Origin of the sequence: Micromonospora sp. NPDC047074, assembly GCF_040643815.1 — a bacterium.
Lineage (GTDB): Bacteria > Actinomycetota > Actinomycetes > Mycobacteriales > Micromonosporaceae > Micromonospora.
Genome location: NZ_JBEYVB010000009.1, coordinates 83,281 through 108,465, shown reverse-complemented (window position 1 = coordinate 108,465; position 25,185 = coordinate 83,281). Strand labels below are relative to the sequence as shown.

The 25,185-nt window shown below is 75.3% G+C and carries 2 protein-coding genes; both read left to right on the top strand.

The genetic code is table 11. From position 1 onward, the window contains the following. Positions 1 to 30 precede the first annotated feature (30 nt). A complete protein-coding gene (locus ABZ809_RS15305; RefSeq protein ID WP_357563122.1) occupies positions 31 to 14,160 on the top strand; it encodes a type I polyketide synthase in 14,130 nt (4,709 codons plus the stop codon). A 47-nt stretch (positions 14,161 to 14,207) separates the two neighbouring features. Then, positions 14,208 to 25,160: a type I polyketide synthase gene (locus ABZ809_RS15300; protein ID WP_357563121.1), complete on the top strand. Its 10,953-nt coding sequence runs from the start codon at positions 14,208 to 14,210 to the stop codon at positions 25,158 to 25,160. Positions 25,161 to 25,185 lie beyond the last annotated feature (25 nt).

The window sequence follows — 25,185 nt, the reverse complement described above, 5'->3', positions numbered from 1 at the left end:
CATCGGCATGCCAAGTGAGGTGGGTCCGCGATGAGCACCGAGGACGAGAAGTACGTCGAGTACCTCAAGCGGACCACCTCCGAGCTGCGGCGTACCCGCCGCCGGCTGCGCGAGCTGGAGGCCCGGGACACCGAGCCCATCGCCATCGTGTCGATGAGCTGCCGCTACCCGGGCGGCGTCGACAGCCCGGAGGCGCTGTGGGAGCTCGTCCGCGACGGCGTGGACGGGATCGGCCCGTTCCCCGCCGACCGGGGCTGGGACCTCGACCGGCTATTCCACCCGGATCCCGACCACCCGGGCACCAGCTACGTGCGTGAGGGCGGCTTCGTCCACGACGCGGGGGACTTCGACGCCGACCTGTTCGGTGTGTCGCCCCGCGAGGCGCTCGCCATGGACCCGCAGCAGCGGCTGCTGCTGGAGGCGTCCTGGGAGGCGTTCGAGCGGGCCGGGCTGCCCCTGCCGTCGGTGCGCGGCAGCCGCACGGGCGTGTTCGTCGGGGCGGCCTCGCACGGCTACGACGGGGTGGTCGCCCAGGCCGAGAACGGCGAGGGCCACCTGCTCACCGGCAGCGCCACCAGCGTCATCTCCGGGCGCGTCGCGTACACCCTCGGGCTGGAGGGGCCGGCGGTCACCGTCGACACGGCCTGCTCGTCGTCGCTTGTCGCGCTGCACCTGGCCGCCCAGGCGCTGCGCAACGGCGACTGCGAGCTGGCGCTGGCCGGCGGTGTCACGATCATGCCCACCCCGGGCGTCTTCATCGGCTTCTCCCGGCAGCGCGGCCTGGCCGCCGACGGCCGGTGCAAGGCCTTCGCCGCCGCCGGCGACGGCACGACCTGGTCCGAGGGCGTCGGCCTGCTGCTGCTCACCCGCCTCTCCGACGCCGTACGCCGGGGGCAGCCCGTGCTCGCGGTGATCCGGGGCAGCGCGGTGAACCAGGACGGCGCGTCGAACGGGCTCAGCGCCCCGCACGGGCCGTCCCAGGAACGGGTCATCCGGCAGGCCCTGGCCAACGCCCGGCTCGGCCCCGAGCAGGTCGACGTGGTGGAGGCGCACGGCACCGGCACCCGCCTCGGCGACCCGATCGAGGCGCAGGCGCTGCTCGCCACGTACGGGCAGGACCGGGGCGACGGCGAGCCGCTGCTGCTCGGCTCGATCAAGTCGAACATCGGCCACGCCCAGGCCGCCGCCGGCGTGGCCGGTGTGATCAAGATGGTGATGGCGATCCGGCACGCGGTGGTGCCGCCGACCCTGCACGTGGACGCGCCCACCCCCGAGGTCGACTGGTCGGCCGGCGCGGTGTCGCTGGTGACCGAGGCGACGCCCTGGCCGGCGGTGGACCGGCCCCGGCGGGCCGCCGTGTCGTCGTTCGGGGTGTCCGGCACCAACGCGCACACCATCGTGGAGCAGGCACCCGAGCCGTCCCCCGAAGCCGCCGACGAACCGAGCCCGTCGCCGATCGCCCGCCCGGTCGTGCCGGTGCTGCTGTCGGCCCGCGCCGAGGAGGCGCTCGCCGCCCAGGCCGGCCGGTGGGCCCGCTGGCTCGCCGCCGACGCGGGCGCGCGCCCGCTGGACGTCGGCTGGTCCTCGGTGGCCTCCCGCACCGTGCTCGACCACCGCGCGGTGCTGCTCGCGGAGGGCCGCGACGACCTGGTCGCCGGGCTGCGCGGCCTCGCCGCCGGTGAGCCGGCCGGCGCCGTCGTCACCGGTTCGGTGGTACGCCGGGGCGCGTTGGCGGTGCTGTTCTCCGGTCAGGGCGCGCAGCGCGCCGGCATGGGTCGTGAGCTGTACGGGTCGTTCCCGGTGTTCGCGTCGGCGTTGGACGAGGTGTGCGCGCAGCTCGACCCGCTGTTGCCGCGTCCGCTGCGGGAGGTGCTGTTCGCCCAGGCGGGCACGCCGGACGCGGACCTGCTGGACCAGACCGTGTTCACGCAGGCCGGTCTGTTCGCGGTCGAGGTGGCGCTGTTCCGGCTGGTGGAGTCGTTCGGGATCGTGCCCGACTTCGTGGGCGGTCACTCGATCGGCGAGGTGACGGCCGCGCACGTGGCCGGGGTGTTGTCGCTGGCGGACGCGTGCGCTCTGGTGGCGGCGCGGGGTCGCCTGATGCAGGCGCTTCCCGTCGGTGGCGGGATGCTCGCGGTGGCGGCCGACGAGGCGGCGGTGCGGGAGTCCCTTTCCGGGTTCGCCGACCGGGTCGGCATCGCGGCCGTCAACGGCCCGACGGCCGTGGTCGTCTCCGGTGACGTGACCGCGCTCGACGAGCTGGAAGCGTCCTGGGCCGGAAAGGGGGCGCGGACCCGCCGGTTGCGGGTGAGCCACGCGTTCCACAGCCCGCTCATGGAGCCGATGCTCGACGAGTTCCGGGCCGTACTCGCCCGGCTGACGTTCGCCGCGCCGTCCGTGCCGGTGGTCTCCAACCTCACCGGCAGCATCGACCCCGACGAGATGCGCACGCCCGACTACTGGGTGCGACACGTCCGCGAGGCCGTCCGGTACGCCGACGGCGTCGCCGTCCTGCGTACCGCCGGCGTCGGCACGTTCCTGGAGGTCGGCCCGCACAGCGTGCTGACCGCGATGCACACCGACCTGCCCACCGGCGACGCGCTGACCGTGCCCACGCAGCGCAGGGACCGCCCCGAGCCGCACGCCCTGCTGCACGCCCTGGCCGAGCTGCACGTCCACGGCGTCGGTGTGACCTGGCAGGCCTGGTACGCCGACACCGGCGCCGCCCGCGTCGACCTGCCCACCTACGCCTTCCAGCACCGCCGCTACTGGCCGGAGGGGACCGTCGCCGGCACCCCCGAGCGGCCCGCCGACACGGACACCGACTTCTGGACGGCGGTGGAACGCGAGGACCTCAGCGCGCTGGCCGCCCAGCTCGGCGCGGAGAACGCCGCCCTGGACGCCCTCGCCCCCGCCCTGCCGGTGCTGTCGACCTGGCGGCGGAGCCGGCAGCGCGACGCCCTCCTCGACGGCTGGTCCTACCGGGTGACGTGGGAGCCGCTGCGGCCGGCCCCGGTGCCCGGGCTGCCCGGCCGCTGGCTGGTCGTCGACACCGGCTCCGACGACGCGGGCGTCACGCAGGCCCTGACCGGGGCCGGCGCCAGCGTGGACACCCTGACCGTCGCGCCCACCGCCAGCCGTGCCGACCTGGCCGACCGGCTGCGCGAGACCAGCGAGCGGGGCTGGACGGGCGTGGTGTGCGTACTGCCCGAACGGGACGACCCACTGCCGGACGCGCCCGCCGTGTCGAACGGCGCGGCGGTGCTGCTGACGCTGGTGCAGGCCCTCACCGACGCCGGCCTCGCCGGCCGGGTGTGGTGCGTGTCCCGCAACGCGGTCGCCGCCACCGCCGGGGAGCGGATCGCCGACCCGTGGGCCGCGCTGGCCTGGGGCCTCGGCCGCGCGGTCGCCCTCGAACAGCCCGACCGCTGGGGCGGCCTGGTGGACGTGCCGGGCCGGGTGGACCGCACCGTCCGGGAGACGTTCCTCGCGCTGCTCGCCGACGGCGGGCAGGACCAGGTCGCGGTGCGCACCTCCGGGGCGTACGGCCGCCGGCTCGTCCCGGCCACCGCGCCGACGGCCGCCGGCTGGCGGCCCACCGGCACCGTCCTGGTCACCGGCGGCACCGGCGCCCTCGGCCGGCACGTCGCCCGCTGGCTGCTGGAACACGGCGCCGCCGAGGTGGTGCTGGCGTCGCGGCGCGGCCCCGACGCCCCCGGCGCGGCGGCCCTCGTCGACGAACTGGCGCCACTCGGCGCCGTCCGGACGGTCGCCTGCGACGTCACCGACGCCGACGCGGTCGCCGCCCTCGTCGCCGGCCTGCCCGCGCTGACCGCCGTCGTGCACACCGCCGGCGTCATCGCCGACGGCATGCTCGACGGGATGGACCTGGACCGGATGCGCGCCGTCCTGGACGTCAAGGTCCGTGCCACCCGGGTGCTGCACGACGCCACCGCCGGGCGGTCCCTCGACGCGTTCGTGCTCTTCTCCTCCCTTGCCGGCGTGATCGGCAGCGCCGGCCAGGCCAACTACGCCGCCGCCAACGCCTACCTCGACGCGTTCGCCGCCTGGCGTCGCGACCAGGGGTTGCCGGCCACCGCCCTGGCCTGGGGCGCCTGGGCCGAGCAGGGGATGGCCGCGACCGACAGCGCGCTGACCGCACGGCTGACCCGGGGCGGCCTCAACCCGCTGCCCGGCGCCGAGGCGGCCACCGCCCTGGGCCGGCTCGTCAACACCGGCGAGGCGGCCGTCGTGGTGGCCGACGTCGACTGGGGCCGGCTGGCCGCCTCGTGGAGCGCCACCCGCCCGAACCCGCTCATCGGCGGCCTGCCCGGCGTGCCGGCGGCACCGGCCGGCGCGGTGCGTTCCGTGGTGGTGGGCCGCTCCCTTCCGCAGCTCACCGAGCTGGTCCGCGTCCAGGCCGCCGTGGTGCTCGGCTACCCGGCCGGGCAGCCCCTGCCCGACCGCACCTTCCGCGACCTCGGCTTCGACTCGCTCACCGCCGTCGAACTGCGCAACCGGCTCACCGCCGAGACCGGCATGACGCTGCCCGCCACGCTCGTCTTCGACCACCCCACCGTCGGCGAACTCGCCGCCCACCTGCACCGGCTCAGCTCCGGCGACGGACCCGGGCAGCTCGCCGCCGACGGCGTCACCTACCACCACGAGCCCATCGCCATCGTCGCCATGAGCTGCCGCTTCCCCGGCGGGGTCAGCTCACCCGAGCAGCTCTGGCGGCTCGTCGAGTCCGGCACCGACGCGATGACCCTGATGCCCGGCGAGCGCGGCTGGGACCTGGCCGAGCTGTACCACCCGGATCCCGAGCACACCGGCACCAGCTACGTCCGCGAGGGCGGCTTCGTCGACGGCGCCGGCGAGTTCGACCCCGCGTTCTTCGGCATCAGCCCCCGCGAGGCCCTCGCCATGGACCCGCAGCAGCGGCTGCTGCTGGAGACCGCCTGGGAGGCGTTCGAACGGGCCCGGATCGACCCCACCAGCCTGCGCGGCAGCCGCACCGGCGTCTACGTCGGCACCAACGGGCAGGACTACGGCCAGCTGCTGATGGTCGCCGGGGGCGTCGACGAGAACTACCTCGCCACCGGCAACTCGGCAAGCGTCATCTCCGGCCGGCTCTCGTACACCTTCGGGCTGCACGGCCCGGCGGTCACCGTCGACACGGCCTGCTCGTCCTCGCTGGTCGCGATGCACCTCGCCGCGCAGGCCCTGCAGGCGGGGGAGTGCGACCTGGCGCTGGCCGGCGGCGCCACCGTGATGGCCACCCCCGGCATCTTCGTCGGCTTCTCCCGGCAGCGCGGTCTCGCCGCCGACGGCCGCTGCAAGCCCTTCGCCGCCGCCGCCGACGGCACCGGCTGGGGCGAGGGCACCGGCCTGCTGGTGCTCCAGCGGCTCTCCGACGCCCAGCGCGACGGCAACCCGATCCTCGCCGTGGTACGCGGCAGCGCGGTCAACCAGGACGGCGCGTCCAACGGGCTCACCGCGCCCAACGGCCCCGCCCAGCAGCGGGTGATCGGCCAGGCCCTCGCCAACGCCCGGCTCACCGCCGACCAGATCGACGCCGTCGAGGCGCACGGCACCGGCACCACCCTCGGCGACCCGATCGAGGCGCAGGCCCTGATCGCCACGTACGGGCAGGACCGGCCCGCCGACCGGCCGCTCTGGCTCGGCTCGATCAAGTCGAACATCGGGCACACCCAGGCCGCCGCCGGCGTTGCCGGTGTGATCAAGATGGTGATGGCGATGCGGCACGGGGTGCTGCCGCCGACCCTGCACGTCGACGAGCCGACCCCGCACGTCGACTGGTCGGCCGGCACCGTCGCGCTGCTCACCGAGGCCCGCCCCTGGGTGGCGCCGGACGGCCCCCGCCGGGTCGGCGTCTCCTCCTTCGGCATCAGCGGCACGAACGTGCACACGATCCTCGAACAGGCCCCGGAACCGGAGCGCGCCGACCCGGACCCCGAGGCGGCGCCGCCGGTCGCGGAGCTGCCCTGGGTGCTCGCCGCGCGTACCCCGGCCGCTCTGGCCGACCGGGCCCGGGACCTGCTCGGGCACCTCGACGGCGTACCGGACGCGGGGCTGGGCGACGTGGCGTGGTCGCTGGCCACGACCCGCGCCGCCCACGAGCACCGGGCGGTGCTGCTGGCCGGCGACCGGGACGACCTGACCGCCGCGCTCGGCCGGCTCGCCGACGGGCGGCCCGCCCCCGGCACGGTCACCGGTGCCGCCGGCACGCCCGGCGAGGTCGTCTTCGTCTTCCCCGGCCAGGGCTCGCAGTGGACCGGCATGGCCGCCCGCCTGCTCGACGCCGCCCCGGTCTTCGCGGAGACCCTGCACGCCTGCGCCGAGGCGCTGCGCCCGCACGTCGACTGGTCCCTGCTGGACGTCGTCCGGGGCGCCCCGGACGCGCCGTCGCTCGACCGGGTCGACGTCGTGCAGCCCACCCTCTTCGCGGTCGGCGTCTCGCTCGCCGCCCTCTGGCGCTCGTACGGCGTGCACCCGACCACCGTGGTCGGGCACTCGCAGGGCGAGATCGCCGCCGCGTGCGTCGCGGGGGCGCTCACCCTCGACGACGCCGCCGCCGTGGTGGCCCTGCGCAGCCAGGTCATCGCCGGCATCGCCGGCGACGGCGGGATGCTCTCCGTCGCCACCACCGCCGCCGAGGCCACCGAGACGATCGGCGGCTGGTCGGGGCGGCTCGCCCTGGCCGCCGTCAACGGGCCGCAGTCCGTGGTGGTCTCCGGCGACGGCACCGCGCTCGACGAACTCGCCGCCCACTACGAGGGCCGCCAGGTGCGCGTCCGGCGGGTACCGGTGGACTACGCCTCGCACTCGGCGCACGTCGAACCGCTGCGGGACCGGCTGCGGGAACTGCTGGCCGGGCTGCGGCCGGGCACCGCCGACGTGCGGTTCTGGTCCACCGTCGACAACGACTGGCTCGACACCACCGGTCTCGACGCCGACTACTGGTACCGCAACCTGCGGCAGACCGTGCGCTTCGACGAGGCCGTCCGGGCGCTGACCGCCGCCGGCCACCGGACCTTCATCGAGGTCAGCGCGCACCCCGTGCTCACCATGAGCGTGCAGGCCAGCGCCGAACTGGCCGCCGCCGAGGGTGTGCCGGTCACCGTGGCCGGCACGTTGCGCCGCGACGAGGGCGGCCTGGACCGCTTCCTCACCTCCGTCGCCGAGGTCTGGGCCGGCGGCGCGACCGTCGACTGGCGCCCCGCCTTCCACGGCCGTTCCGCCCATCGGCGGGACCTGCCCACGTACCCGTTCCAGCGGCAGCTCTACTGGCCGCAGGACATCACCGCGCCGACCGCCGCCGGCCCCGCGCCGAGCGTCGTCGACGACCCGGTGGACGCCCGGTTCTGGGCCGCCGTCGAGGCCGGCGACCCGGCCACGCTCACCGCGGAGCTGACCGCCGGCACCGGCGACGTACCCGAGCGGGCCGTCGCCGACCTGCTGCCCGTCCTCGCCGCCTGGCGTCGCCGGCACCGCGCCCAGGCCGAGATCGACTCGTGGCGCTACCGGGACACCTGGCTGCCCGTCGCCGACCTCGCCGACACCCCGCTGTCGGGCACCTGGTGGCTGCTCAGCGGCCCCGGCGACGCCGAGGTGGCCACGTTCTGCGCCGACGCCCTGCGTGGGCGGGGCGCCCAGGTGGTCCCCGTGCCGCTCGACACCGAGCGGGCCGACCGGGCGGCCCTCGCCGACCTGCTGCGCGCCCGGCTCGCCGAGGACGGCACCGCGCCGGCCGGCGTGCTCTCCCTGCTGGCGCTGGACGAGACGGCGCACCCGGCGTACCCGTCGGTGCCGGCCGGCTTCGGCGGCACCGTGACGCTCGTGCAGGCCCTCGGCGACGCGGGCCTGCGCTCCCCGCTGTGGTGCCTCACCCGGGGCGCGGTCTCCACCGCGCCCGGCGAGCCCCTGCCGCGCCCCCTCCAGCAGCTCGCCTGGGGCTTCGGCCGGGTCGCCGCCCTGGAACACCCCGACCGCTGGGGCGGCCTCGTCGACCTGCCGGAACACCTCGACGAGACCACCGCGCGCCGGCTCGCCGCCGTCCTCGGCGGCGAGCACGGCGAGGACCAGGTGGCGCTACGCCCGGCCGGCGCCGTCTCCCGCCGCCTGCTCCGCGCGCCCCTGGCCGACACCGATCCGGTACGCCCGTTCCGCCCCTCGGGCAGCGCACTCGTCACCGGCGGCACGGGCGCACTCGGCGGGCACATGGCCCGCTGGCTCGCCGCCAACGGAGCCCAGCACCTGGTGCTGCTCAGCCGGCGGGGCCGGCAGGCCGACGGGATCGACGACCTGGAGGCCGAGCTGAACGCGCTGGGTGCCCGGGTCACGGTCGCCGCCTGCGACGCCGCCGACCGGGACGCCCTCGCCGCGGTGATCGCCGACCTGCCGCCGGAGTACCCGCTCACCACGGTCGTGCACACCGCCGCGGTGCTGGACGACTCCGTGATCAACGCGCTGACGATGGAGCAGGTCGACTACTCCCTCAGCGCGAAGGCCACCGCCGCGATCAACCTGCACGAGCTGACCCGCGACCTCGACCTGTCCGCGTTCGTCCTGTTCTCCTCCATGTCCGGCACGGTCGGCAGCTCCGGCATCGGCAACTACGCCCCCGGCAACGCCTTCCTCAACGCGCTCGCCGAACACCGCCGGGACCTGGGGCTGCCCGCGACCTCCATCGCCTGGGGCGCCTGGGGCGGCGGCGGCATGGCCGAGGGCGACTTCGGCCGGATGCTGACCCGGCACGGGACGCCGGAGATGGATCCGCTGCTCGCGGTGACCGCGCTGCAGCAGGCCATCGAGCACGACGAGACGTTCCTGACCATCTCGAACATCGCGTGGGACCGGTTCCTCGTCGCCTTCACCGCCACCCGCCCCGGGCCGCTGGTCGCCGAGGTGCCCGAGGTGCAGCGGCTGCGGGCCAGCAAGGGCCTCGCCGAGCAGACCGAGACGGAGGACTCCGGCCCGGCCGGGGAGTTCGCCCGGATGACCGACGCCGAGCGGCTGCAGACGTTGCTCGACCTGGTCCGCGACCAGGCGGCCACGGTGCTCAAGTACGCGGGTGCGGAGGCGGTGGACCCGCACCACGCCTTCCGGGACCTCGGCTTCGACTCCGTCACCGCCGTCGAGCTGCGTAACCGGCTCGCCACCGCCACCGGGCTGCGGCTGCCGGTCACCCTCGTCTTCGACTACCCGACCCCGACCGGCCTGGCCCGGCACCTGCACCAGGAGCTGGGTGGTGCCGCCGGCACGCAGGCGCAGGCCGCGCCGGTGACCGTCGGCGACGACGAGCCGATCGCGATCGTCTCGATGGCCTGCCGCTTCCCCGGCGGCGCCGACGACCCCGAGCGGTTCTGGCAGATGCTGCGGGCCGGCCGGGACGCCGTCTCCGAAATACCCGGTGACCGGGGCTGGGACATCGACCGTTTGTATGACCCCGACCCCTACCGCTCCGGGACCTCCTACGTGCGTACCGGCGCGTTCCTCTACGACGTGGCCGACTTCGACGCCGCATTCTTCGGGATCTCGCCACGTGAGGCGCTCGCGATGGACCCCCAGCAGCGGTTGATGTTGGAGGTTTCGTGGGAGGCGGTGGAGGGGGCAGGGGTTGACCCCGGTTCGCTCCGAGGTTCGCGAACAGGGGTGTTCGTGGGCACGAATGGTCAGGACTATGGGGCCTTGTTGATCGGCTCCGCAGCCGAGTCGGAGGGCTTCGCGGGCACGGGTAACGCGGCCAGCGTGGTGTCGGGCCGGGTGTCGTACGCACTGGGGTTGGAGGGGCCGGCGGTGTCTGTGGACACGGCGTGTTCGTCGTCGCTCGTGGCGATGCACATGGCTGCCGCCTCGCTGCGTTCCGGCGAGTGCGACCTTGCCGTCGCCGGTGGCGTGACCGTGATGGCGACGCCCGGCCTGTTCGTGGAGTTCTCCCGGCAACAGGGACTGGCCCCGGACGGGCGCTGCAAGGCGTTCGCCGGTGGGGCGGACGGAACGGGCTGGGGCGAGGGCGCCGGAGTCGTACTCCTGGAGCGGCTGTCGGACGCCCGGCGCAACGGGCACCGGGTGCTGGCGGTGATGCGGGGCAGCGCGGTCAACCAGGACGGCGCGTCGAACGGCCTGACGGCGCCGAACGGTCCGGCGCAGCAGCGGGTGATCCGGCAGGCGTTGGCGTCGGCGCGGTTGGGTGTCACCGACGTGGACGTGGTGGAGGCGCACGGCACGGGTACGACGTTGGGCGATCCGATCGAGGCGCAGGCCCTGCTCGCCACCTACGGCCAGGCACGCCCGGCCGACCAGCCGCTCTGGCTCGGCTCGGTCAAGTCCAACATCGGCCACACCCAGGCGGCGGCCGGGGTGGCCGGCGTGATCAAGATGGTGCTCGCCATGCGGCACGGCGTGGTGCCCGCCACCCTGCACGTCGACGAGCCGTCGCCGCACATCGACTGGTCGGCCGGCGCGATCGCGCTCGCCACCGAGGCCCAGCCGTGGCCCGAGACCGGGCACCTCCGCCGGGCCGCGGTCTCCTCGTTCGGCATCTCCGGCACCAACGCGCACGTCATCCTCGAAGCGCCGGAGGAGTCCGCGGAGCCGTCCGGCGACGAGCCCACCGGCGACGGCCACCGCGACGGCGTGCTGACCGCACCCGTGGTGGTGTGGCCGCTGTCGGCGCGTTCCAAGGCCGCCCTGGCCGGGCAGGCCGCCCGGCTGGGCCGGTACCTGCGCGAGCGGGAGCTGGTCGACCCGGCCGGCGTGGCGTGGTCCCTCGCGACGACCCGGTCGGTGTTCGACCACCGGGCGGCGGTCGTCGGTCGGGACGCCGACGAGCTGGCGGCGGGCCTGCGGGCCCTGGCGGAGGGTTCCCCGGTGGGGAACGTGGTGTCGGGTGTGGCGGCCAGCCATGGTGCGGGTCCGGTGTTCGTGTTCCCGGGTCAGGGTGCGCAGTCGGCGCGGATGGCGGCGGGTCTGGTCGGCGCGTCCCCGGTGTTCGACGCGGCCCTCGCCGAGTGCCAGGTGGCGTTGGGGCCGTGGTTGGACGTGGACCTGGTTGCGGTGCTGACGGGTGACGACGAGTCCTGGCTCGACCGCGTCGAGGTCGTGCAGCCGGTCCTGTTCGCCGTCGGTATCGCGCTCGCGGCGGTGTGGAAGCACGTGGGTGTGACTCCGTCGGCGGTCGTCGGTCACAGCCAGGGTGAGATCGGTGCCGCGTGTGTGGCGGGCATCCTGAGCCTGGAGGACGCCGCGAAGACGGTCGCCCTGCGGTCGCGGGCTCTCGCGGTCCTCGCTGGCACGGGTGCGATGGCGTCGGTGGATCTGTCCGCCGAGCAGGTCACCGCGCGCCTGGACGCGTTCCCCGGCGTGGGTGTGGCGGCCGTCAACGGTCCTGCCACGGTGGTGGTGTCTGGTCCGCCGCAGCCGGTGGCGGATCTGGTGGCCGCGTGTCAGGCCGATGGGATTCGGGCGCGGGTCATTCCGGTGGACTACGCGTCGCATTCGCCGGCGGTGCAGCAGGTCGCCGAGCAACTCCGCACCGACCTGGCGGACGTCACGCCTCGCACCGGTGAGGTGCGGTTGGTGTCGACGTTGACCGGTGACTGGGTGGACCCGCAGAGCATGGGTGCGCAGTACTGGTATGACAATCTGCGGCAGCCGGTGTTGTTCGACACGGCCGTCCGTGTCGCCATTGCTGCCGGGCATTCCACGTTCGTGGAGGTCAGTCCGCATCCGGTGTTGGGGATGCCGGTGACGGCGATCCTGGACGACACGGACACGAGCGGGCATGTGCTGGGTACGTTGCGGCGGGGTGAGGACGATCCGACCCGGCTGCTGACGACCCTGGCGACGGCGCACGCGGTCGGCCTGCCGGTGGACCTGCGCAAGCTCGTCGCGCCGGCCGCCGTCACCGAACTGCCCACCTACGCGTTCCAGCGGGACCGGTACTGGCCCCCGACGGGCGGGCCGGTGCTCGGCGGTGACCCCGCGGCCAGCGACGTCGACACCGCGTTCTGGGCGGCCGTCGAGCAGCAGGACCTCGCCGCGCTGGCGGCCCTCACCGCCACCGACGGCACCCCCGGGTCGCTGGAGACCCTCGGTGCGGCGCTGCCGATGCTCGCCACCTGGCGACGCCAGCAACGCGAACGGTCCACCCTGGACGACCGGCGATACCGCGCCGTCTGGCAGCCGTACGCCGGGGTGCCGGTCGCCTTCCTCCCCGGCACCTGGTGGGTGGTGGCCGACGAGCGCGGCCGCGCTGACGCCGAGACGACCGTCACCGAGCTGAACCGCCGGGGCGCCGACGCCCACCTGGTCGTCCTGGCCGACGCCGACACCGACCGGGTCGCCGTCGCCGCCCGGCTCACCGCCGCCGGCATCCGGCCCGCCGACGACGCCGTACCCACGGCCGCCGGCATCGTGTCGCTGCTCGCCCTGACCGACCCGTCCGCACCCGACGACGTCGAGCCGGTGCCGCCGTTCCTCGCCCGGTCCCTCGCGCTGGTGCAGGCCCTCGGCGACCTCGACGTCGCCGCGCCGCTGTGGTGCCTCACCCGGGGCGTCGCCGGCCGGCACCTCCGGCCGGCGCAGTCCCTGCTGTGGGGGCTCGGCCGGGTCGTCGCCCTCGAACAGCCCGAACGCTGGGGCGGCCTGGTCGACGTGCCGGCCACCCTCGACGACCACGGCTGGGACCTGCTCTGCGCCGCGCTGACCGGTTCCGACGGGGAGGACCAGCTCGCCGTCGACGGCACCACCGTCCTGGTCCGCCGGCTCGTCCGCGCACCCGTCACCGGCCCGGCGACCGGGGAGCCGGTCGACCACTCCGGGACCACGCTGGTCACCGGCGGCACCGGGGCGCTCGGCGCCGAGGTGGCCCGCTGGCTGGCCGCCCGGGGCGCCGAACACCTGCTGCTGGTCGGCCGCCGGGGCGGCGACGCCCCGGGCGTTCCGGAGTTGGTGGCCGACCTGACCGCGACGGGCACCCGGGTGACCGTCGCCGCCTGCGACGTCGCCGACCGCGCCGCACTCGCGAAGCTGCTCGCCGAGATCCCCGCCGACGTCCCGCTGACCTCGGTGGTGCACGCCGCCGGGGCGCTCGACGACGGGGTGCTCGACGGTCTCGACCCCGAGCGGCTCGCCACCGTGCTGCGCCCCAAGGTCCTCGGCGCCAGCCACCTGCACGAGCTGACCGCGCACCACGACCTGCGGGCCTTCGTGCTCTTCTCCGCGATGGCCGGGCAGCTCGGCGCCGCCGGGCAGGGCAGCTACGCCGCCGCCAACGCGTACCTCGACGCGCTCGCCGAGCACCGGCGGGAACAGGGGCTCGCGGCGATTTCCGTCGCCTGGGGTCCGTGGGCCGCCGGTGGGATGGCCGCCGCCGACCCGGCCGTCGAGGAACGCCGCCGCCGCTCCGGGGTCGCCCGGCTGGACACCGCAGCCGCGCTGGCGGCGCTCGGCGAGTGCGTCGACCGGCGCGAACCGGTCACGCTCATCGCCGACATCGACTGGGGCCAGTTCGTCCCGGGCTTCGTCGCGGTGCGCCCCAGCCCGCTGGTCGAGGGCGTCGCCGAGGCGCGGCAGGCCGTCGCGCAGCGGGCCGAGCAGACCGACGCCGCACCGGAGGACCTCGCGGCGCTGCTCGCCGGGCAGACCGAGGCGGAACGGCGCAAGACCCTGCTCGACCTCGTACGCGGACAGGCCGCCGCCGTGCTCGGGCATCCCTCGGCGGAGTCGGTGGAACCGGACCGGGCGTTCCGCGAGCTGGGCTTCGACTCGCTGACCGCCGTCGAGCTGCGCAACCGGCTGGCCGCCGCCACCGGCGTACGGCTGCCCGCCACCGTCGTGTTCGACTACCCGACCGCCGAGGCGCTGGCCGAGTTCGTCCGGGCCGCGGTGGTCGACGGCGGGGCGGTCGGCGCGGCCCCGGTCTTCGGCGAGCTGGACAGGTTGGAAGCGGCGCTGCTCGGGTCCGCCCCGGAACGCAGCGCCCGGATCAGGATCACCGAACGGCTGCGGGCGCTGCTGTCCGCGCTCAACGAGACGGACGCGCCGGCCGGCGGCGAGACCGTCGCCGAGAAGCTCCAGGACGCGACGCCCGACGAGGTCTTCGACTTCATCGACCGGGAGCTGGGGGTTTCCTGACGTGAGCGCTGCCGGGTCGACAGGTCAAACGGAGGAGTGGACGGTCAATGGCTGACGAGGCGAAGCTTCTCGACTACCTGAAGCGGGTGACGGCCGACCTGCACCAGGTGCGCCAGCGGCTGCGCGAGGTGGAGGCGGGTGAACAGGAGCCGATCGCCATCGTCTCCATGAGCTGCCGCTTCCCCGGCGGGGTGCGTACCCCGGAGGACCTGTGGGACGTGGTCTCTGGCGGACGGGACGTGATGACCCCGTTCCCCGAGGACCGGGGCTGGGACCTCGACTCGCTCTACGACAGCGACCCCGACCAGCCCGGCACCTCGTACACCCGGCACGGCGGCTTCGTCCACGACCTGGCCGACTTCGACCCCGGCTTCTTCGCGATCTCGCCGCGCGAGGCCCTGGCGATGGACCCGCAGCAGCGGTGGCTGCTGGAGACCTCCTGGGAGGTGCTCGAACGCGCCGGCATCGACCCGCTGTCGCTGCGCGGCAGCCGGACCGGCGTGTTCGCCGGCAGCACCGGGCAGGACTACGCCGGCGTGCTGATGGGCGCCTCGCAGGGCCTCGAAGGGCACCTGATGACCGGCAACGCCGGCAGCGTCGTCTCCGGCCGGATCTCCTACACCTTCGGCCTGGAAGGCCCGGCGGTCACCGTCGACACCGCCTGCTCGTCGTCGCTGGTCGCGCTGCACCTGGCCGGGCAGGCGCTGCGGCAGCAGGAGTGCACCCTGGCGATCGTCGCCGGCGTCACCGCCATGTGCACCCCGGCGGCCTTCGTGGAGTTCGCCCGCCAGCGGGGCCTGGCCGGCGACGGCCGCTGCAAGGCGTTCGCCGCCGCGGCCGACGGCACCGGCTGGTCCGAGGGCGTGGGCGTCCTTCTGCTCGAACGGCTCTCCGACGCCCGCCGCAACGGCCACCCCGTGCTCGCGGTGGTGCGCGGTAGCGCGGTCAACCAGGACGGCGCATCCAACGGGCTCAGCGCCCCCAACGGCCCCTCCCAGCAGCGGGTCATCCAGCAGGCCCTGGCCGCCGCCGGTCTCGCCAGCGGCGGCGTCGACGTGGTGGAGGCGCACGGCACCGGCACCCGCCTCGGCGACCCGATCGAGGCCCAGGCGCTGCTCGCCACCTACGGCCAGGACCGGGGCGACTCGGCGCCGCTGCTGCTCGGCTCGGTGAAGTCGAACATCGGCCACGCCCAGGCCGCCGCCGGCGTGGCCGGCGTGATCAAGATGGTCATGGCCATGCGGCACGGCGTCGTGCCGCCGACCCTGCACGTGGACGAGCCGACCCCCGAGGTCGACTGGTCGGCGGGCGAGGTGTCGCTGGTGACCGAGGCGACCCCGTGGCCGGCCGTCGACCGGCCCCGCCGCGCCGGCGTGTCGTCCTTCGGGGTGTCCGGCACCAACGCGCACACCATCATCGAGCAGGCCCCCGAGGCGGAAACCGTCGCGCCCACCGGGACGCGGAACCGGCCGGCGGTCCTGCCGGTCCTGCTCTCCGCCCGCGACGCCGCCGCCCTGCCCGCCCAGGCGGAGCGGTGGGCCGCGTGGCTCGCCGGGGACGCCGACCCGAGCCCGCTGGACGCCGGCTGGTCGTCGGTGGCGACCCGTCCGGCGCTGGAGCACCGCGCCGTGGTCCTCGCCGAGGACCGCGCGGACCTGGTGAGCGGCCTTCGCGCGCTGGCGGCGGGCTCGCCGTCGGGCGCCGTGGTGACCGGTTCGGTGGTACGCCGGGGCGCGCTGGCGGTGCTATTCTCCGGTCAGGGCGCGCAGCGCGCCGGCATGGGTGCCGAGTTGTACGCATCGTTCCCGGTGTTCGCGTCCGCCCTGGACGAGGTGTGCGCGCAGCTCGATCCGCTGCTGTCGCGTCCGCTGCGGGAGGTGCTGTTCGCCCAGGCGGGCAGCCCCGAGGCGGAGCTGTTGGACCAGACGGTGTTCACGCAGGCCGGTCTGTTCGCGGTCGAGGTGGCGCTGTTCCGGCTGGTCGAGTCGTTCGGGATCGTGCCCGACTACGTGGGTGGTCACTCGATCGGTGAGGTGACCGCCGCGCACGTGGCCGGGGTGCTGTCCCTGGCCGACGCGTGCGCCCTTGTCGCGGCGCGCGGCCGGTTGATGCAGGCCCTGCCGTCCGGTGGCGGGATGCTCGCCGTCGCGGCCGACGAGGCGGCGGTGCGGGAGTCCCTTTCCGGGTCCGCCGACCGGGTCGGGATCGCGGCCGTCAACGGTCCGACGGCCGTGGTGGTCTCCGGCGCGGTCGAGGCTCTGAACGAGCTTGAGGCGCACTGGGCGGAGAAGGGGGCGCGCACCCGGCGGCTGCGGGTGAGCCACGCGTTCCACAGTCCGCTGATGGAGCCGATGCTCGCCGAGTTCCGCACGGTCCTGGACGGGCTGACGTTCGCCGCGCCGCTGCTGCCCGTGGTGTCGAACGTGACCGGTGCGCTCGCCGACGCCGACGAGATCCGTACGCCGGGTTACTGGGTACGGCACGTCCGGGAGGCGGTCCGCTACGCCGACGGGGTCGCGGCTCTGCGTGGCGCGGGCGTCGACACGTTCCTGGAGGTCGGCCCGCACAGTGTGCTGACGGCGATGAACGCCGACCTGCTGCCCGACGGGGACGCCGTGGCGGTGGCGACGCTGCGTAGGGACCGGCCGGAGGCGCACGCGCTGGCACAGGGTCTGGCCGAGTTGCACGTGCACGGCGTCGCCGTGACCTGGCAGTCCTGGTACGCCGAGACCGGCGCTGCCCGCGTCGACCTGCCCACCTACGCCTTCCAGCACCGTCGCTACTGGCCGGAGATCGGCGCCGGCTGGACCGGCGACGTCACCGCCGTCGGCCTCCGCCCCGCCCGGCACCCGCTGCTCGGCGCGGCCGTCGGCGTCGCCCACGCGGAAGGGTTCCTCTTCACCGGCCGGCTGGCCCGGCGTACCCACCCGTGGATCTCCGACCACGTCGTCTTCGACACCGTGCTGCTGCCCGGCACCGGCTTCGTGGAACTCGCCCTCCAGGCCGGTGCGCACGTCGGCGCCGAGCACGTCCGCGAGCTGACCCTGGAAGCTCCGCTGATCCTGCCCGAGGCCGGCGGCGTGGACATCCAGCTCTGGATCGGCCCGGCCGACGAGACCGGCTGCCGCTCCGTCTCGCTGCACTCCACCACCGACCCCGGCACCGACGACGCCGAGCAGACCTGGACCCGCAACGCCAGCGGCGTCCTGGCCAGCGCGCCCGCCACGCCGAGCGGCCCGTCCGGCTGGTCCGACCTGACCGCCTGGCCGCCGCCGAACGCGACGCCCGTCGACACCGGCGACCTCTACGAGAACCTCGCCGCCCAGGGCTACGACTACGGCTCCTCGTTCATCGCCCTGCGGGCCGCCTGGCGCCGGGGTGAGGACCTCTTCGCCGAACTGGCGCTGCCGGAGAGCCCCGCCGCCGAAGCGGGCGCGTACGGGCTGCACCCCGCGCTGCTGGACGCCGCCCTGCACACGCTCGGGCTCACCACCCCCGCCGCCACGCCGACCGCCGGGCCGATCCCCGCCGGCTACGGACGGCTGCCGTTCTCCTGGAACGACGTGGCGCTGCACGCCGCCGGTGCCGCCGCCGCCCGCGTGAAGGTCACCCACACCGGCACCGACAGCATCTCCCTGCTGCTCACCGACGTCGCCGGCAACCCGGTCATCTCGGTCGGCTCCCTCGTGCTGCGGCCCGTCTCCGCCGACCAGCTCCGGGTGGCCGGCGGCGGAGCCGACGAGTCCCTGTACCGGGTGGAGTGGGTGCCGCTGCCGGTACCGGCGGAGGTGCCCGGCGTGCTGTGGGCGGTGGTCGACGCCGCCGACAGCGGCCTGGCGGCGGCGGTCGGCGCGACCGGCGCGTACCCCGACCTGACGGCCCTGAGCCGGGCGATGGACGAGGGAACCGCGACGCCCGACGTGGTCGTGGCGTCCCTCGTGGGCGAGGCCGACGCGCCGGACGTACCCGCGGCGGTGACCGCGACCATCCACCGGGCGCTCGCGCTGCTCCAGCAGTTCCTCGCCGACGAGCGGTACGCCGGCTCCCGGCTGGTCCTCGTCACCCGTGGCGCCGTCGCCGCCGGCTCCGACACCGACGTGACCGACCTGGCCGGCGCCGCCGTCGTGGGCCTGGTCCGCTCCGCACAGTCGGAGAACCCCGACCGCTTCGTCCTCGTCGACATCGACGACCCGGCGGGCGCGGCGGACACGCTGCTGCGCGGCGTGCTGGGCGACGAGGCGCAGCTCGCCATCCGTGCCGGCGTCCCGTACGCCGCCCGGCTGACCCGGGTGCCGGCCCAGCCGGAACCGGCCGCGTCGCCGTTCGACGCCGACGGCAGCGTCCTGATCACCGGCGCCACCGGCACCCTCGGCAAACTGATGAGCCGGCACCTGGTCACCGACCACGGCGTCCGGCACCTGATCCTGACCAGCCGGCGCGGCGAGGCCGCCGAGGGCGTCGCCGAGCTGCGCGCGGAGCTGACCGACCTCGGCGCCACCGTCACCGTCGCGGCCTGCGACGTCGCCGACCGGGCGGCGGTGGTCGACCTGCTGGCCGGCATCCCCGCCGCGCACCCGCTGACCGTCGTCATCCACGCCGCCGGCATCCGCGACGACGGCACCATCCCCACGCTCACCCCGGAGCAGGTGGACGGCGTGCTGCGGCCGAAGGTCGACGCCGCCTGGAACCTGCACGAACTCACCGCCGACCTGGGTCTCAAGGCGTTCATCTCGTACTCCTCGATGGCCGCCACCGCCGGCGGCCCCGGGCAGGGCAACTACGCCGCCGCGAACGCGTTCCTCGACGGGCTGGCCCAGCACCGCGAGGCCCGCGGGCTGGCCGCGCTCAGCCTCGCCTGGGGGCTGTGGGCCGACCGCAGCGGCATGACCACCGAGCTGGACGACATCCACCTGAACCGGATCTCCCGCTCCGGCGTGGCCGCCATGGAGGCCGAGGAGGGCCTGGCCCTCTTCGACGCGGCCCTGCGCACCAGCCAGCCGGCGCTCGTGCCCGCGCGGCTCGACCTGGCCGCGATGCGGGCGCAGTTCACCGGCGGCGTGGTGCCGCCGCTGTACCGCAGCCTGATCCGGCTGCCGGCCCGCGCCGCCGCCGTGATCACCGGCGCGTCCCTCGTCCAGCAGCTCGCCGGACTCGGCGAGACCGAGCTGGCCAACGCGCTGCTGGAGATCGTCCGGGGTCAGGCGGCGGCCGTGCTGGGCTACCCCGACTCGGCGGCGATCGAGGCCCGCCGGGCGTTCAGCGAACTCGGCTTCGACTCGCTCACCGCCGTCGAGATGCGCAACCGGCTCAACGTGGCCTTCGGCATGCGCCTGCCGGCGACCCTGATCTTCGACTACCCGACCCCGCTGGCGCTCGCGACCTTCCTGGGCACCGAGGTCGCCGGCATCCCCACGCCGGCGCGCCCCACGACCACCACCGTCACCATCGACGACGACGAGCCCCTCGCCATCGTCGGCATGGCGTGCCGCCTGCCCGGTGGGGTCTGGTCGCCGGACGACCTGTGGCGGTTGGTGGCCGACGGCGTGGACGCCATCACCGACCTGCCGACCGACCGGGGCTGGGACCTCGACACGCTCTACAGCCCCGACCCCGACCAGAGCGGCACCTTCTACGCCCGGGGCGGTGGCTTCCTGACCGGGGTGGACCAGTTCGACCCCGACTTCTTCGGCATCTCGCCCCGCGAGGCCCTGGCCATGGACCCGCAGCAGCGGCTGCTGCTGGAGACCACCTGGGAGACCTTCGAGTCGGCCGGCCTCGATCCGGCGCGGATGGCCGGCAGCAGCACCGGTGTCTTCGTCGGCACCAGCGGCCAGGACTACGGCAACCTGCTCGCCTACTCGCCGGAGGCCGCCGAGGGCTACATGCTGACCGGGATGACCAGCAGCGTCATCTCCGGCCGGGTGGCGTACACCTTCGGGCTGGAGGGGCCGGCGGTGTCGCTGGACACCGCCTGCTCCTCGTCACTGGTGGCGCTGCACTGGGCCGGTCAGGCGCTGCGGCGCGGCGAGTGCGACCTCGCGCTGGCCGGCGGCGTGATGGTGATGGCCACGCCCACGGCGTTCGTCGAGTTCTCCCGGCAGCGCGGTCTGGCCGGCGACGGCCGGTGCAAGTCGTTCGCCGCGTCGGCGGACGGCACCGGCTGGTCCGAGGGCGTCGGCATGCTGCTGGTGGAGCGGCTGTCGGACGCGCGCCGCAACGGGCACCGGGTGTTCGCGGTGGTGCGGGGCAGCGCGGTCAACCAGGACGGCGCGTCGAACGGCCTCACCGCGCCGAACGGCCCGGCGCAGCAGCGGGTGATCCGGCAGGCCCTGGCGTCCGCCGGCCTGTCGCCCGCCGACGTGGACGCGGTCGAGGCACACGGCACCGGTACGACCCTCGGCGACCCGATCGAGGCACACGCCCTGCTCGCCACCTACGGCCAGGGCCGGGGCGACGCGGCACCGCTGCTGCTCGGGTCCATCAAGTCGAACATCGGGCACGCCCAGGCCGCCGCCGGTGTCGCCGGCGTGATCAAGATGGTGATGGCGATGCGGCACGGCGTCGTGCCGGCGTCGCTGCACGTGGACGAGCCGTCGCCGCACATCGACTGGTCGGCCGGTGACGTCGAGCTGGTGACCGAGGCGCGGGCGTGGCCGGCGGTGGACCGGCCGCGCCGGGCGGCGGTGTCGTCGTTCGGCATCTCCGGCACCAACGCCCACGTCATCATCGAGCAGGCCGACGAGCCGGCCCCGCAGACCGAGGAACGGCCCATTGCCGAGGCGGGTGCCGTGGCGGCCGGGCCGGTGGTGTGGCCGCTGTCGGCGCGCGCGAAGGCCGCGCTGCCCGGTCAGGCGGCCCGGCTGGCCGCGTTCCTGCGGGACCGCGAGCCGGTCGACCCGGCCCGCGTCGGCTGGTCCCTCGCCACCACCCGGTCGGTGTTCGACCACCGGGCCGCGGTGGTGGGTCGGGACGTCGAGGAGTTGCTGGCTGGTCTGGACGCCCTGGCGGAGGGTTCCCCGGTGGGGAACGTGGTGTCGGGTGTGGCGGCTGGTCATGGTGCGGGTCCGGTGTTCGTGTTTCCGGGTCAGGGTGCGCAGTCGGTGCGGATGGCGGCGGGTCTGGTCGGCGCGTCTCCGGTGTTCGACGCGGCTCTCGCCGAGTGTCAGGTGGCGTTGGGGCCGTGGTTGGACGTGGACCTGGTGTCCGTGTTGACGGGTGACGACGAGTCGTGGCTGGACCGGGTCGAGGTCGTGCAGCCGGTGCTGTTCGCCGTCGGTATCGCGCTCGCGGCGGTGTGGAAGCACGTCGGTGTCACCCCGTCGGCGGTGGTCGGCCACAGCCAGGGTGAGATCGGCGCCGCGTGTGTGGCGGGCATCCTGAGCCTGGAGGACGCCGCGAAGACGGTCGCCCTGCGGTCGCGGGCCCTCGCGGTCCTCGCTGGCACGGGTGCCATGGCGTCGGTGGATCTGTCCGCCGAGCAGGTCACCGCGCGCCTGGACGCGTTCCCCGGCGTGGGTGTGGCGGCCGTCAACGGTCCTGCCACGGTGGTGGTGTCTGGTCCGCCGCAGCCGGTGGCGGATCTGGTGGCGGCGTGTCAGGCCGACGGTGTGCGGGCGCGGGTCATTCCGGTGGATTACGCGTCGCATTCGCCGGCGGTGCAGCAGGTCGCCGAGCAACTCCGCACCGACCTGGCGGACGTCGCGCCTCGCATCGGTGAGGTGCGGTTGGTGTCGACGTTGACCGGTGACTGGGTGGACCCGCAGAGCATGGGTGCGCAGTACTGGTATGACAATCTGCGGCAGCCGGTGTTGTTCGACACGGCCGTCCGTGTCGCCATCGGGGCGGGGCATTCCACGTTCGTGGAGGTCAGTCCGCATCCGGTGCTGGGGATGCCGGTGACGGCGATCCTGGACGACACCGACACGAGCGGGCACGTGCTGGGTACGTTGCGGCGGGGTGAGGACGACCCGACCCGACTGCTGACGACCCTGGCGACGGCGCACGCGGTCGGCCTGCCGGTGGACCTGACGGCGGTGCTCGCCCCGGCGGCGGTGACGGACCTGCCGACGTACGCGTTCGACCACCGTCGGTACTGGGTCGACGCGCCGGCGTACCAGCCGCAGGACGTGGGTGCCGCCGGGCTGCACGACCCCGGGCACCCCCTGCTCAGCGCCGCGCTCACCTTCCCCGACAGCGAGCGGATGGTCTTCACCGGCCGGCTGTCGGTGCGTACCCACCCGTGGCTCGGCGAGCACCGGGTGATGGACATGATCCTGCTGCCCGGCACCGCCTTCGTGGAACTGGCCACGTACGCCGGCGAGCGGTCCGGCTGCCCCCGGCTCGACGAGCTCACCCTGCTCGCCCCGCTGGTCCTGCCCGAACTCGGCGCCCTCCAGATCCAGCTCACCGTCGGCGACCGCGACGACGACGGCCGCCGCACCGTGCAGCTGCACTCGCGGCCGGCCCGCGACGACGCCGACGAGAGCCTCACCGACATCGCCTGGACGTGCCACGCCACCGGCCTGGTCGCACCCACCGGCCCGGACCGGCCGGTGGCCACCTTCGACCTGGGGGTGTGGCCCCCGCCCGGCGCGGTCGCCGTCGAGAACGACGACTTCTACTCCGGCATCGAGGCGACCGTGTTCGGCTACGGCCCGGCGTTCCGCGGCCTGCGGGCCGCCTGGATCCGGGGCGACGAGGTGTTCGCCGAGGTGGAACTGCCCGGCGACTACCGCGCCGACGCGGGACGGTTCGGCGTGCACCCCGCGCTGCTCGACGGCGCGCTCCAGGCCATGTCCATCGGCGGCTTCCTCAGCCGGATGGGCGACGGCGGCGATCCCCACGCCCCCCGGCTGCCCTTCGCCTGGACGGGCGTGTCGCTGCACGCCGCCGGTGCCACCGCGCTGCGGGTCCGCGTCGCGGCGGCCGGCGACGTCGGCGTGTCCTTCCAGGTCGGCGACGCCACCGGCGCCCCCGTCCTGGAGGTCGACTCGCTGATCATGCGGCGGGTCGCCGGGGACGCCCTCGGCGCGGCCCGCGCCAACCGGCACGAGTCCCTGTTCCAGCTCGACTGGCCCGTGCTGCCCGTCCCCGTCGGCCCGGTGCCGGCCGCCAGCGGCTGGGTGGCGCTCGGCGCCGACGACCTCGCGCTCGGCGCCGCCTGCGAGGCCGCGGGCGTCCGGGTGCGTACCGACGTCGACCTGGACTCCCTCGCGGACCTGCTCGCCCACGGTGGGCAGGCACCCGACCTGGTGATCGTCCCGGTGGGCCCGGCGGAGACGGACCGGCCGGACGACGACGAGAACGTCGCCGAACAGGCCCGGGCCACCACCCACCGCACCCTGGCGGCGCTGAAGGCCTGGCTCGCCGACGAGCGGTTCGCCGCGTCCCGGCTCGCGCTGGTCACCCGGCACGCCGTGGCGGTGGCCGACCAGCAGACCGTCGACCTGCGCCAGGCGCCGGTGTGGGGCCTGCTGCGCAGCGCCGCACTCGAACACCCCGGCCGCTGCCAACTGCTCGACCTCGACGACCACCCGGACACGGCTGCGGTCGTGGCCGCCGCGCTCGCCTCCGGCGAACCGCAGCTCGCCGTACGCGCCGGACAGGTACACACCGCGCGACTCGTGCGGATGCCGGCCGACGTGGAGCCGCTGCCCGGCGGCATCGACCCGGACGGCACCGTGCTCGTCACCGGCGGCACCGGCACCCTCGGCCGCATCCTGGCCCGGCACCTGGTGAGCACCCACGGCGTACGCCACCTGGTGCTCGCCGGGCGGCGCGGCTCGGCGGCCGACGGGATGACCGACCTGGTCGCCGAGCTGACCGACGCGGGCGCCGAGGTGACCGTGGCGGCCTGCGACGCCGCCGACCCGGAGCAGCTCGCGGCGCTCCTGGCCGGCGTACCCGCCGCGCATCCGCTCACCGCGGTCGTGCACGCCGCCGGCGTGCTCGACGACGGCGTGCTGGAGGCGATGACGCCGGAACGGATCGACGCCGTGGCCCGGCCGAAGATCGACGCCGCCTGGCACCTGCACCGGCTCACCGCCGGCGCCAACCTCGCCGCGTTCGTGCTCTTCTCCTCCGCCGGAGCCACCCTCGGCAGCGCCGGCCAGGCCAACTACTCGGCGGCCAACGCCTTCCTCGACGCCCTCGCCGCGCGGCGGCGGGCCCACGGCCTCGCCGGCATCTCGCTCGCCTGGGGCCTCTGGGAGCAGGCCAGCGGCATGACCGGCCACCTCGCCGAGGCCGACGTGCGGCGGATGGCCGAACAGGGCGCCACCGGGCTCAGCACCGCCCAGGCGCTGCACCTCTTCGACGCGGCCTGGCGGCTCGACGCGGCCACCGCCGTGCCGATGCGGCTGGACGTCTCGGCGTTGCGGGCGCAGGCGGAGACCGGCACGCTCGCGCCGATGCTGCGGTCCCTGGTCCGGGTGCCGCTGCGCCGCTCCGTCGAGGCGGGCGGCGCCGGGACCGGTGGCGTGCAGCTCGCCCAGCGGCTCGCCGGCCTGGCCGGGCCGGAACGGATGCGGGTCGTGCTCGACGTGGTACGGGCCAACATCGCCGCCGTGCTGGGCCACGCCACCGCCGACGCGATCGACCCCGGCCGGCTCTTCACCGAACTGGGCTTCGACTCGCTCACCGCCGTCGACCTGCGCAACCGGCTCAACAGCCTCTCCGGGCTGCGGCTGCCGGCCACGCTGGTCTTCGACTACCCGACCCCGACGGCGCTGGCCGAGAAGCTGGCCTCGGAGATCGCCGCCGACGCGGCGCCGTCCACCCAGCCGATCTTCCAGGGCATCGACGCGGTGGAGAACCTGCTCGCCGCGATCCCGCTCGACGCCGAGGCCCGGGACCGGTTCACCGCGCGGGTACGCGACCTGCTGGCCAAGGCGTCCGACCTGGCCGACGGGCCGGGGCAGGAGCAGGACCGGCCCGACCTGGAGTCGGCCAGCGACGACGAGATCTTCGACTTCATCAGCAAAGAGTTTGGAATCTCCTGAGATGACCGTGCCCCGGATCGCGGAA

What these genes read in the sequence shown, in the direction of transcription:
- ABZ809_RS15305 (WP_357563122.1), top strand. Translation starts at nt 31, where the DNA reads ATGAGCACCGAGGACGAGAAGTACGTCGAGTACCTCAAGCGGACCACC.
- ABZ809_RS15300 (WP_357563121.1), top strand. Translation starts at nt 14,208, where the DNA reads ATGGCTGACGAGGCGAAGCTTCTCGACTACCTGAAGCGGGTGACGGCC.